This is a genomic window from Candidatus Accumulibacter propinquus, from assembly GCF_056856495.1.
In genome coordinates, this window is the sequence record NZ_JBSEHC010000004.1 from 60,888 (window position 1) to 72,982 (window position 12,095).

Sequence of the window (12,095 nt, forward strand, 5' to 3'; positions counted from 1 at the left end):
GCGGGGGACACGCTGCCCGCAGCTTGCGGGTTTGCCGTGCCTTCGTCGCGGGTGATGACCGAGGCCTGTGCAGAGGATTCCTGCATCCACGACCCACCATTCTAGCCAGTGCGGGGGGAACATGGGCAGGACCAATGTCACATTCACTGGGTGGGCGCTCCCGGCCGGTGCGCATGCCTGGCGAAGAATGTGCGGCGGCGTACAGAACCCGCGGGTCGCGCAGGTGAGAATGCTTCCTGCGCGCGGAAAATCTGAAAAGGATAAAGACCTCACCTGCACCAGACGCGGCCTGTCAGCTCCGGCTTTTCCGGGGCCCGAGTGGCAAAGGTCGCCGACCTGGCCGAGCGCCACCCCGAGGAGTAGCGAATGAAAGCCATTGCGCCGAAGGTCGTATCGTCGAAGCGACCGCCCCTTGCCGAAACCAGCACCCTGCACCGGCGTGCCCGTCAGCCCGCCGGGATGAACGCGATGGTGTTCGCCGACACGGCGGACAGCGAGAATGTCATCGCGACCCTCAATGAAGCGCTGGCCACCGAGCTGGTCTGCATGCTGCGCTACAAGCGCCACCAGTTCATGGCCGCGAGCGTCGGCGCCGCACCAGTCGACGCCGCGTCAGTCGCCGCCGCGTCAGTCGCCGCCGAATTCATGGCGCATGCGCTTGACGAAATGGCGCACGCCGACCTGCTCGCCGGGCGCATCGTCGAACTCGACGGCGAGCCGAATTTTTCGCCGGACGGGCTGGCCGCACGCAGCCATGCGGAATACGTCGAGGGCGATTCGCTGGCCAGCATGATCATGGAAAACCTGATCGCCGAACGGATTGCGATCGAGAGCTATCACGAGGCCATCTTCTGCCTCGGCGACCAGGACCCGACGACGCGTCGCGTGCTGGAGGAAATACTCGCCCGCGCAGCGCAGCACGCGGAAAACCTCGTGACGCTCATCAAGGTGATCAAGGATTGCCGGGGATCGATATCCCAACTGCGCGCAGCTGTCTGTACTCCAGCGCACAGACCAGCCGCGGAGCAATCGATATCGTGCGCTGGCGCCCCGTAGCGGCGCTTTCCGGTTCAGATGGTGCGGGGCCGTGCGCCTGCCCTTCCAGCCGATATCGTCGTCCGAAGGATTTGTGCAGGCCCCACAAGAGAAGTCGGTCATGCCCGAAGAAGAACATCATTTCATGCCTGCCGGCGGATTCACCATCCGGAGGGCGACCCGCAGGATCCCCTTGACGCTGCTGCTGGTGCTGGGGGTGGCGCTGGCGTACTGGTCCTTCATCCAGGTCGTCGAAACAGCCGAGGCGCGCGAGCACGCCTATGTGGTCATGAAAAACGCCGACGACCTGCTGGCAACGGCCGCGGACCCCGTGCTGCGTGCCGAAATGAGTGGCTTCATCCAGGCCGAGCACGCGTCTCTGGTCAGCCACGAAGCGGAGTTCCAGGCGAGCTTGTGGCGTCTATTCATCCTCGTCGGCAGCGTCGGCGTGCTGGCGTTGTTGCTGGCCCTTCGGTCCGCCTGGCTGGCCTATCGACCGCAGCGGCACAGAAACTCGGCGAGCCTCGAAACGCGACAGTTGCTGGCCACCCAGGAAGCCGTCAACCGGCAACTGCAGCAGGCCAACGCGACCCTGCGCGACAGCGAGGAAAAGCTGGCGGTGACACTCAATTCGATCGGCGACGCGGTGATCGCCACCGATGGCCAGGCGCGTGTCACGCGCCTGAATCCCGTGGCCGAGAAACTCACCGGCTGGACACAGTCGGCCGCCGCCGGCCGTCCGGTGGGCGAGGTCTTTCGCGTCGTCAACAAGGAAACCCGCCTACCGGGCACCATCCCGGTGATCGAAACCCTGGCGCACGGGACGATCCAGGGCCTGGCCAACCACACCGTATTGATTGCCGCCGACGGCAGCGAACGCGATATCGCCGACAGTTGCGCCCCGATTCGCGACCGCGACGGCCGGGTGGTCGGCGCGGTGCTGGTGTTCCGCGACGTCAGCGAAGACTACGCGGCGCAGCAGGCCTTGCGCGACAGCGCCGCGCTGGTGGCCGCGATTCTCAATACCGTGGTCGACGGCATCATCACGCTGCATTCCCATGGCGGCATCGTCGAGACCGTCAACCCGGCCGCCGAGCAGATGTTCGGCTACAGCGCAGCCGACCTCATCGGGCAGGACTTCGGCATGCTGATACCCGAGCTGGCCCGAGGTCAGCAGCAGGCATCCCTGGAAGATTACCTGGCGAGCGATGCCGCGCGCGCCATCGGGCGGGGACGCGAGGTGATCGGCCGGCGCAAGGATGGCAGCCTCTTTCCGCTGGAGATTGCGGCCAGCGAAATGTGGCTGGGTGGTCAGCGTTACTTCACCGGCATCCTGCGCGACATTACCGCGCGCCAGCAGGCCGAAGCGGCCCTGCTGAAGGCCGGCGCCCTGCAGAGCGCGATTTCGAACAGCGCCAATTTCTCGAGCATCGCCACCGACGCCCGCGGCGTCATCCAGATCTTCAACGTCGGCGCCGAACGCATGCTGGGCTACACGGCCGCCGACGTGATCGACCAGATCACGCCGGCCGACATTTCCGATCCGCAGGAGCTGATCGCCCGTGCCGGGATCCTCAGCGTCGAGTTCGCGACGCCGATCGCACCGGGTTTCGAGGCCCTGGTGTTCAAGGCCTCGCGCGGCATCGGCGACGTCTACGAGCTGACCTATATCCGCAAGGACGGCAGCCGCCTGCCGGCGGAAGTGTCGGTGACCTCGCTGCGCGACCCGCAGGGCGCGACCATCGGCTACCTGCTGATCGGCACCGACAACACCGAACGCAAACGCGTCGAAGCCGAGCGCGCGCTGCTCGATCAGGTCCTGCAGGACAAGAACGCCGAACTGGAGAGCGCCCGTTGCGTGGCCGAGAGAGCCAACCTCGCGAAATCGGAGTTCCTGTCGAGCATGAGCCATGAGTTGCGCACACCGCTGAGTGCGATCCTCGGGTTTGCACAGCTCATCGAATCCGGGACTCCGCAGCCGACAATCCTGCAGAAGCGCAGCATCGACCAGATTCTCAAGGCGGGCTGGTACCTGCTGGAGTTGATCAACGAGATTCTCGACCTGGCGCTGATCGAGTCCGGCAAGCTGTCGCTGTCGGTGGAGCCGGTGTCGCTGAGCGAAGTGATGTACGAATGCGAGGCGATGGTCGAAGCGCAGGCGCTGAGGCGAGGCATCGGCGTGGCCTTTTCCAGCCTGGAGATGCCCTGTTTTGTCAACGCCGACCGGACGCGCGTCAAGCAGGTGCTGATCAACCTGCTTTCCAATGCCATCAAGTACAATCGCGTTGGCGGAACGGTCACCGTCGAGTGTACCCCGCACCTCCCGGATTCGATTCGCATCAGCGTCCGCGACACCGGTGCGGGACTGACGCCGAGCCAGTTGGCGCAGCTCTTCCAGCCCTTCAATCGTCTCGGGCAAAAGGCGAATGACGAGGAAGGCACGGGCATCGGCCTGGTGGTGTGCAAGCGGCTGGTCGAATTGATGGGGGGCGTCATCGGGGTGGAAAGCACCGTCGGCAAGGGTTGTGTGTTCTGGATCGAACTCGATCTGTCCAGCGCCGCGCAGACCGTCGCGCAGGTGCTCGAACTCGCGCCGCTGGTCCAGGCAAAGGTTGGTGGCGATGCGGCCCTGCACACCGTGCTCTACGTCGAGGACAACCCGGCAAACCTGATGCTGGTCGAGGATCTGGTGGCGCGCCGGACCGATATCCGCTTGCTGAGTGCCAGGGATGGCAAGCGCGGCATCGAGATCGCGCGCGCTTCGCTGCCGGACGTCATCCTGATGGACATCAACCTGCCGGGTATCAGCGGTGTCCGGGCGCTCAGAATCCTCGCCGAAGATCCGGCAACCGCGCATATCCCGGTGGTCGCGCTGAGCGCCAATGCCATCCCCCGCGATATCGAGAAGGGTCTGGAAGCCGGATTCTTTCGCTATCTCACCAAACCGATCAAGGTCAATGAGTTCATGGAGACGCTCGACGTGGCGCTCAGGTTCGCCCATGCGGAGTTGGCCCGCGCAGCCCGAGAGGAACAGGCATGATCATCAGCAGTGGCGAGATTCTCGACGCCAGCATTCTGATCGTCGACGATCAGCAAGCGAATGTGGCTTTGCTCGGGCAATTGCTGAGCGAGGCCGGCTACCGTCGCGTCGCGTCGACGATGGACCCGCGCGAGGTCTGCGCGCTGCACCGCAAGAACCACTACGACCTGATCCTGCTCGACCTGCAGATGCCCGGCATGGATGGATTCCAGGTGATGGAAGGCCTCAAGACCAACGCGGTCGATGCCTACCTGCCGGTGCTGGTGATTACCGCCCAGCCGGGCCACAAGCTGCGCGCCCTGCAGTCCGGCGCCAAGGATTTCATCAGCAAGCCGTTCGATCTGATCGAAGTCCGCACCCGTATCCACAACATGCTGGAAGTGCGCCTGTTGTACCGGAAACTCGAGGACTACAACAAGGTGCTCGAACAGACGGTGCTGGAGCGTACCGCCGAACTGCGCGAAAGCGAGGCGCGCTATCGCAGCCTGACCGAGCTGGCTTCGGACTGGTACTGGGAGCAGGACGAGAAGATGAACTTCACCAAGGTCTCCGGGCCGGTCCTCGAGATGCTCGGGATCAGCGTCGGGCCGCTGCTTGGCGAGACCGCCGAAGTGCCGCCCGCCGGCTGGAACGAGGCCGAACGGGCGGTGTTGCAGGCGACCATTGCCGCCCGCCAGCCCTTTCTCGATTTTCTCTTCCACCGCGTCAATGCCGATGGCACGCAACAGCAGTTCCGGGTGAGCGGCGAGCCGATGTTCAACCGCTCGTGCCGCTTCATCGGTTACCGGGGAATCGGCGTCGAAGTCACCCCTGGGAACTAGCATCCGCATCGGGAAGCCAGCCGTGTCCACCCTCCCTGGTCCGAATCAGAACCATCTGCTCGCGGCGCTGCCGACAGCCGAGTTCGAACGTCTGGCGGCGCACCTGGAACTCGTGCCGATGCCGCTCGGCGACATGCTCTACGAACCCGGCGTGCAGTTGTCCTACGCCTATTTCCCGACCACGGCGATCGTCTCGCTGCACTACGTCATGGAATCGGGGGCGTCGGCCGAATCGGCCGGGGTCGGCAACGAAGGGGTGGTCGGCGTGTCGCTGTTCATGGGCGGCAACACCACGCCGAGTTCGGCAGTAGTGCAGACCGCCGGCCACGCGTACCGACTGGGCCGCCGCCTGTTGCAGGAGGAATTCAACCGCGGCGAACTGCTGCAGCGCCTGTTGCTCCGCTACACCCAGGCGCTGATGACCGAGATGGCCCAGACCGCGGCGTGCAACCGGCACCACTCGGCCGAGCAGCAACTCTGCCGCTGGCTGCTGCTGACGCTCGACCGCCTGACGACCGAGGAACTGGTGATGACGCATGAACTGGTCGCCAGCATGCTCGGCGTGCGCCGCGAAACCATCACCGATGTCGCCGGAGAACTGCAGCGCGCTGGCTGCATCCGCTACCGGCGCGGCCACATTGCCGTGCTTGACCGGCATGGACTCGAAACGCGCGCCTGCGAGTGCTACGCCGTGGTCAGGAAGGAACTGCACCGCCTGTTGTCGGATGTGCAGTATCGCCAGGGGACGGGCTGACGCTGTCCGGCAGGCGCCCGGCATTCGCCCGCGCGGTCTGCCCGACCGCCTGTCCCTGCACGGTCGGGCGGCGCCGCGCCAGGCGCCGGCGCGCTAAATCTTGCCCAACACCAGCAGGACGATCAGGATCAGCACCACCAGTCCAAGGCCGCCGCTGGGACCATAGCCCCAGCCGCGGCTGTGCGGCCAACTCGGAATCGCGCCGATCAGCAGCAGCACCAGAACGATCAGCAGAATGGTTCCCAATGACATTTCATCTCTCCCAACAATAAGTATTCCGCGCGCCTCGTGCGAATAAGCTCGCGCAAGCCGCCAGGGCCGCCTGCCACGCTGGGCCGACGGCGGTATGCGGCCCGGCCGGATCGGGACCCTCGCAGATCCTGGCGACCGTCACCCGCCCCTCCATGCTGCTCAACAGGAGGTCAAAGATCTGTACGCCGGCGCACGCTGCGGCTGGATTCTGTCGGGCCGGTGGGAAGCCGGCGGCGAGTGTGCGCTGGCGTACGGACCCGCGGCGGCCGGGGGAGCACGCTGTACCTCAGGGAACGGACTGCGCGCACCTTCCGGCCATCAGTCAGCAAGGACGGAAATGCCGGGGCAAGCGCTACCAGGCCGCTCTCGATATTGGTAGGCCGTGCCGGTGATGCCGGCCGCTACCACCGTTTCGTTCACTCACTCGCAGCAGGAGACATGATGACCACCGAAATGACCGCCAGGCCTGGAAGCATCGAAGGCACCAAGAACAAGCTCGTGACGGACTTGCGGGGCGTCGTAGACGATGCCGACCACCTCCTCAAGGAAGTGGCCAACTCGACCGCCGCGGAGTTCGCCGCGGCGCGCTCGAGCATCGGCGCCAGGTTGACCGACGCCAGATATCGGATCGACGGTGCCCGCGCCGCGCTGACCGACAGGGCCAGGTTCGTGGCCGACGTCACACAGGAGTACGTGCAGGAAAACCCGTGGCGAGTGCTGGGAGTCACGGCGGCAGTGGCCGTGCTGGTCGGTGTCCTGATCAGCCGCCGCTGAGCCGGGAGGGCGTGGCCGGCGCAGCGATCGCCGCCGCCGGCAGCAGCCGGTCGTACTCGTTTCTGACCACGGCGTAGCACTCGCAGGCGCGTACCTCCAGGCCAGCCCGGTCGAGGACCGTGATATGCCCACGCCGGTAAGTGATCAAGCCGGCCTGCTGCAGGCTGGTGGCCGCCTGCGAGACGCCTTCGCGGCGCACCCCGAGCATGTTGGCGATCAGTTCCTGCGTCATGACCAGTTCGTTGGACGTCAGGCGGTCCAGGCTCAGCAACAACCAGCGGCAGAGTTGCTGATCCAGCGAATGATGCCGGTTGCACACCGCCGTCTGCGCCATCTGCGTCAGCAGCGCCTGCGTGTAGCGCAGCAATTGCCGTTGCATCGCGCCGGCCTGATGGAAGCTGCGTTTCAGAATGTTTCCCTGCAGCCGGTAGGCTTCGCCGGCGCTTTGCACGACGGCCCGGCTGGGCGTCGTTTCGCCGCCCATGAACAGCGAGATCCCGACAATACCCTCGTTGCCGACCACCGCGATCTCGGCCGAGGCCCCGTCCTCCATGACGTAGAGCAGCGAGACGATGGCGCTGGTCGGGAAATAGACGTGGCGCATCTGCACGCCCGACTCGTACAGGACCTCGCCGAGCGGCATCGGCACGAGTTCCAGGTGCGGCAGCAGTTGGGCGAAATCCTCAGGCGGCAGCGCGGCCAGAAGGTGGTTCCGGTGGGTGGCACTTCTGGCCGGCATGACTGATCCCCTGCCATCATCAGCCCTGTTGCGGGCCGTTCATCAAACTGGTGGCCTGCGCTGTGCAGGCGCATCCCCCAGGCACCGGATTATCTGCGCCAGCATGCGGCATTGGCAAGGCTGGCGGCGAAGATTGCCCGCGCGCCAGACGCGCGGACAGCAACGGCGGGAAACGCCGCGCGCCGAATAACACCGCGTTCTATGTGTGGTCTCGTACAGACGCCAACTGGTGATGCGTCCAGGCTGCAAGCGTCATCTGGAGTTTTCATGGAGTTGAAAGTGAACGCGTGGCCGCAGGATCATTGTCGGTGGGTGCTGGTCGTCGCCGCGAGCGGTGGCGGCACGGCTGCAGATCCGTCCGCACGCGGCAAGGAGAGCGGTTTGCCCGCCACAACGAGGTGGGTGTACCTGTGCGGCCGCGATCCGACGGGTCGTCTATTTGCGTGTTACCGGCGACCTCGTCGCGCTGGGAGCAGCCACAACGTCGCCCTGGCGGCGGCTGCGCCTGCCGCGCCGCCGCGCCGCGCCTGCCCCTGCTGCAACGGTTGGGTGTATCGCGTGCCACGCCGCTTCATCGATGGCCTCACCAACGTTGATGCGCCGGTTCACCGCTATCGCTGCCGCTCGCTGGGCTGTGGCTGGGAGGGCAACCTGCCCGCGCAGCAAGCTTCCCTGCCGCGCCTGGGCGGCAGCGACGCGCATGACTAACCCGACCGATCCGTTTGATCCCCGGTGACGGCAACAGGCGCCGGGTGCATGCCGTGCTGCGTGCGTCAGCGTACGGACACCCCCCGCGCCGGCACTTAGAGTCGAGTCTGACATCAACTTCAGGAGGGCTTCACCGATGAACGGTTATCGAAGCTTGCTTCCACCAGCCGCTCGTATCGCCGCCGCCGCGGCCGCCGTGGCCGCCTCGCTCAAGCTGGTGCGCGGCAGCCGGCAACCGGAAGCGCCGGACAAGGCGGAACTGTACGAGTGGGAAGACGAATGTGGCCGCCCGGCCGCGAGCGACCAATCGTCCATTCCGTCGTGACCACCGGGCGCGGCGACCCGCCGCCGCGCGACGCCGGCGCTTCCCCGCCAGAAAACCGGCAATCCCCCGCAATTCCCGCAATTCCCGCAATCGTCAGGAGAAAGCAATGTCCAGCATCGGCTACCACGAACCTGTAGAAGAACTGTCCACGGCAACGCGCGACATGCACCGCGCCATAGTGTCCCTGATGGAAGAGCTGGAGGCCGTCGATTGGTATAACCAGCGGGCCGAAGCCTGCGCCGACGCCGAACTGCAGGCGATCATCGAGCACAACCGCGACGAGGAAAAGGAGCACGCCGCGATGCTCCTCGAGTGGATCCGCCGCCACGACGCCAGGTTGTCGAAGGAACTCACGGAATACCTGTTCACCGAGAAGCCGATTGCCGATCAGTGAGGCGATCCCGTCACCGGTGGTCGCAGAAGTTCTGCGGCCGCCGCTGAAATGAACCGCCACTTGCCCAGCGAGCCATGATGATCAACGATGTGTCGACCCGGGTGCTGCTCGTCGAGAGCGATGCCAACGATGCCGCACTGATCCAGGCGTCGCTGGCCGCAACCGGCGAGCGTTCGTTCCGTGTGCAGTGGGTGAAGAGCCTGGCCAGCGCGCTCGCGTGCCTGGGCAACGAGCGCTTCGACGTCATCCTGCTCGACCTGACGCTACCGGACAGCCAGGGCATCGGGGCCTTCGAGCAGGTCTTCGCGGTGGCGCCGCAGGCCCTGATCGTCGTGCTCAGCCTGGCGAGCGACGAGCAGACCGCGCGCCAGGCGGTGCAACGCGGCGCCGGCGACTACCTGGTGAAGGGGCATGTCGACGGCCACTGGCTACCGCGCGCGCTGCGCTACCTGCTCGAGCGCCAGGCTACCCGTGACGAATTGCGGGGCAGCGAGGCGCGTTTCCGGGCGATGAGCGATGCTTCGCCGCTGGGCATCTTCGTCTCCGACGCGCAGGGGGGGTGCATCTACACCAACGCGGCGTATCACAAGATATCCGGGCTGAGCTTCGACGAGACGCTCGGTACCCGCTGGAGCCGCGCCATTCACCCGGACGACCGGCCGCGCGTGCTCGCCGAGTGGGGCGAAGCCGTGCGCGGCCTGGCACCGTTCCAGACCGAGTTCCGCTTCCTGCAGCCCGACCTGAGCATCGTCTGGACGCGCGTCAATAGTGGTGCGATGAGCGACGGGATGGCGCCGCACGGTCGGGTCGAGACGGTCGAGGACATCACCGAGCGCAAGACCGCCGAGTTCGTGTTGCAGGCGGCGGAAGACCGGCTGTTCGAGGAGCGGGAGCGTGCGCAGGTGACGCTCAACTCGATCGGCGACGCGGTGCTGTGTACCAATCTCGCGGGCAACGTCAGTTATCTGAATCTGGTCGCCGAGGCGATGACCGGCTGGTCGTGCGCGGAAGCCCTCGGCCGGCCGCTGGCGGAGGTGTTCCGGATCATCGACGGCCGTACGCGCGAGCCGGCGGCCAGTCCCGCCGAACGTGCGATCGGGCAGAACCGGACCGTCGGGCTGGCGGCGGATTGCCTGCTCGTCCGCCGCGACGGCTTCGAGTCGGCGATCGAGGATTCCGCCGCTCCGATCCACAACCGTGACGGCCGCGTCGCCGGCGCGGTGCTGGTCTTCCACGACGTCAGCGAATCGCGGGCAATGGCGCTGAAGATGGCGCATCTGGCGCAGCACGACTTTCTCACCGGCCTGCCGAATCGGGTGTTGCTGACCGAACGCCTGGCGCAGGCGATCGGGCTGGCGCAGCGGCGGCACAAGCAGGTGGCGCTGGTCTTTCTCGACCTGGACTATTTCAAGAACATCAACGACTCGCTGGGGCACGCCATCGGCGACCAGGTCCTGCAGTCGGCGGCCGCGCGGCTGACCGCGGCGGTACGCGCCACCGACACGGTCTGCCGGCAGGGCGGCGACGAATTCGTGATCCTGCTGGCTGAAATCGAGCAGCCGCTGGACGCGGCGCTGGTCGCCGAAAAGCTCATCGAGGCGTTCGCCGTGCCGCATCTGATCGGCAAACACGAACTGCACGTCACCCTGAGCATCGGCATCAGCGTCTACCCTGACGACGGCAGCAACGTCGACAGCGTGCTGCAGAACGCCGACACCGCGATGTACCACGCCAAGGCCTGCGGTCGCAACAACTATCAGTTTTTCCGACCGGACATGAACACGCGCGCCGTGCGTCGGCAGTTCCTCGAAAGCGGTCTGCGACGAGCCCTCAGGCAGGGCGAGTTTCGCGTGCATTACCAGCCACAGATCGATCTCGCTTCGGGGGCGATGAACGGCGCCGAGGCGCTGGTGCGCTGGCTGGATCCGGAGCTCGGCATCATCTGCCCGGAGCAGTTCGTGCCGGTCGCCGAAGAGTGCGGGCTGATTGTGCCGATCGGCCGCTGGGTGTTGCGCGAGGCCTGCCGACAGACCCGCTGCTGGCTCGATGCGGGTCTGCACGTCGTGCCGGTGGCGGTCAACATCTCGGCCGTGGAATTCAGGCAGAAGGGTTTTCTCCAGGGGGTGGCGACGATTCTCGAAGAGACCGGTCTGGAACCCCGCTATCTCGAACTGGAACTGACCGAAAGCATTCTCATGCAGGACGCCGAGTGCTCGACGTCGGTGCTCGAAGGACTCAAGGCGATGGGCGTGCAACTGGCGATCGACGACTTCGGTACCGGCTTTTCGAGCCTGAGCTATCTCAAGCGCTTCCCGATCGACACCCTGAAAATCGACCGCTCGTTCGTACGCGACATCGCCACCGACGCCGATGACGCGACCATCGTCAGTGCGGTGATCGGCATGGGGAGAAACCTCAACCAACGGGTGATTGCCGAGGGCGTCGAAACCCGCGAGCAGCTGGCTTTCCTGCGCACCCGGCAATGCCACGAGGGGCAGGGCTTCCTGTTCAGCCACCCGTTGTCGGCGGAGGACTTCGCAGGCTTTCTGGCCGGCGGCGATGTCGCCGCTATGTGCGCCAGCTAACAGAGTCTGCGCGTGTTCGCGTGCAAACTGTCGGCTGGCCTTCCAATTGCGGGCGCCGCTGAACGGGTGTTCAGTGTCGTCGATCCGCAACGACGAATCCCTGCGTTCATTCCCCAAAGGAGCAACACCATGCTTGCAGCCAGTCCCGACCTGATCAACTCGATCGAGATCAACGCCAAGGCCTTCATGACCCTGTCGAAAATCGCCTTTTCGAGTGTCGAGCGCCTTGCCACCCTGAACCTCAACGCCACGCGCGTTGCCCTGGGGGACGGTGTTCCTGCCTTCGGCTCGCTGTTGAAGATCACCGACGGCCAGCAGCCGGGCCTGCCCGGCACCGCCAACGCCACCAACAACGCGGCCGCCTACCTCAAGGGCGTGCAGGAGATCGCCGCCGAAACCCAGCGGGAAGTGACCGAGTTGCTTGGTTCCTACTTCCCCACGCAGGGGCTGGGCGCCAACCCCAGTGCCGGCTGGCTCAAGGGTTTCGAACAGTTCAAGAGCTTTGCGCAGCAGGTCACCGACATGACGACCGCCAACAGCAAGGTGGTTGGCGAAGCGACGGCGCGCATCGCCGATTCGGCGGCGTCTCTGGCGCAGAAGCGTTCCTGAACGCCGCCATCGTCGCGCTGAGCCCCGCCGGTCGGGGCTTTTTTATTGCAAACCCATGG

Annotated in this window: 12 protein-coding genes; 10 read left to right on the plus strand and 2 right to left on the minus strand. The window is 65.6% G+C overall.

Features of this window, described 5'->3' with window-relative positions:
* Positions 1-366 precede the first annotated feature (366 nt).
* From AC15MQ_RS16395 to AC15MQ_RS16410, 4 genes are all read left to right on the plus strand, one after another.
* Positions 367-1,056 carry a ferritin-like domain-containing protein gene (locus AC15MQ_RS16395; protein WP_483080695.1) on the plus strand — a complete coding sequence of 230 codons (690 nt, stop codon included), beginning with the start codon at positions 367-369 and terminating at the stop codon, positions 1,054-1,056.
* Between the two features lie 100 nt (positions 1,057-1,156).
* Positions 1,157-4,075, plus strand: a complete 2,919-nt coding sequence (locus AC15MQ_RS16400) for a PAS domain S-box protein (protein ID WP_483080696.1) — start codon at positions 1,157-1,159, stop codon at positions 4,073-4,075.
* Positions 4,072-4,896, plus strand: a complete 825-nt coding sequence (locus AC15MQ_RS16405; RefSeq protein ID WP_287652371.1) for a response regulator — start codon at positions 4,072-4,074, stop codon at positions 4,894-4,896. The genes AC15MQ_RS16400 and AC15MQ_RS16405 overlap by 4 nt, the downstream gene beginning before the upstream one ends.
* Positions 4,897-4,918: 22 nt before the next feature.
* Entirely contained in the window at positions 4,919-5,650 is a 732-nt protein-coding gene (locus AC15MQ_RS16410) for a Crp/Fnr family transcriptional regulator (protein ID WP_287668335.1), read from the plus strand.
* Positions 5,651-5,743: 93 nt separating this feature from the next.
* Here AC15MQ_RS16410 and AC15MQ_RS16415 read toward each other — a convergent pair whose 3' ends face one another.
* Positions 5,744-5,902: a DUF3309 family protein gene (locus AC15MQ_RS16415; protein WP_483080697.1), complete on the minus strand. Its 159-nt coding sequence runs from the start codon at positions 5,900-5,902 to the stop codon at positions 5,744-5,746.
* Between the two features lie 441 nt (positions 5,903-6,343).
* Here AC15MQ_RS16415 and AC15MQ_RS16420 point away from each other — a divergent pair, with 441 nt between their 5' ends.
* Positions 6,344-6,676, plus strand: coding sequence for an ElaB/YgaM/YqjD family protein (locus AC15MQ_RS16420; protein ID WP_483080698.1), 333 nt, complete (start codon positions 6,344-6,346; stop codon positions 6,674-6,676).
* Here AC15MQ_RS16420 and AC15MQ_RS16425 read toward each other — a convergent pair.
* On the minus strand, positions 6,663-7,415 hold the full coding sequence (locus tag AC15MQ_RS16425) for a Crp/Fnr family transcriptional regulator (RefSeq protein WP_483080699.1): 753 nt from the start codon (positions 7,413-7,415) through the stop codon (positions 6,663-6,665). The two genes, AC15MQ_RS16420 and AC15MQ_RS16425, sit on opposite strands and share 14 nt — an antisense overlap.
* A gap of 279 nt (positions 7,416-7,694) precedes the next feature.
* On the opposite strand from AC15MQ_RS16425, the gene AC15MQ_RS16430 reads away from it, so the two are divergent.
* The 5 genes from AC15MQ_RS16430 (at position 7,695) to AC15MQ_RS16450 (ending at position 12,036) form a co-directional block, all read left to right on the plus strand.
* The gene (locus tag AC15MQ_RS16430; protein WP_483080700.1) at positions 7,695-8,123 is read left to right on the plus strand and encodes a hypothetical protein; all 429 of its coding nucleotides are present in this window, start codon (positions 7,695-7,697) and stop codon (positions 8,121-8,123) included.
* A gap of 136 nt (positions 8,124-8,259) precedes the next feature.
* Positions 8,260-8,448, plus strand: a complete 189-nt coding sequence (locus AC15MQ_RS16435) for a hypothetical protein (RefSeq protein WP_350495994.1) — start codon at positions 8,260-8,262, stop codon at positions 8,446-8,448.
* 106 nt (positions 8,449-8,554) lie between these two features.
* Entirely contained in the window at positions 8,555-8,842 is a 288-nt protein-coding gene (locus tag AC15MQ_RS16440) for an encapsulin-associated ferritin-like protein (protein ID WP_483080701.1), read from the plus strand.
* A gap of 74 nt (positions 8,843-8,916) precedes the next feature.
* Complete coding sequence (locus tag AC15MQ_RS16445; RefSeq protein ID WP_483080702.1) at positions 8,917-11,427, plus strand: sensor domain-containing protein; 2,511 nt, start codon at positions 8,917-8,919, stop codon at positions 11,425-11,427.
* 129 nt (positions 11,428-11,556) lie between these two features.
* Positions 11,557-12,036, plus strand: coding sequence for a phasin family protein (locus AC15MQ_RS16450; RefSeq protein ID WP_332336857.1), 480 nt, complete (start codon positions 11,557-11,559; stop codon positions 12,034-12,036).
* Positions 12,037-12,095: the final 59 nt, after the last annotated feature.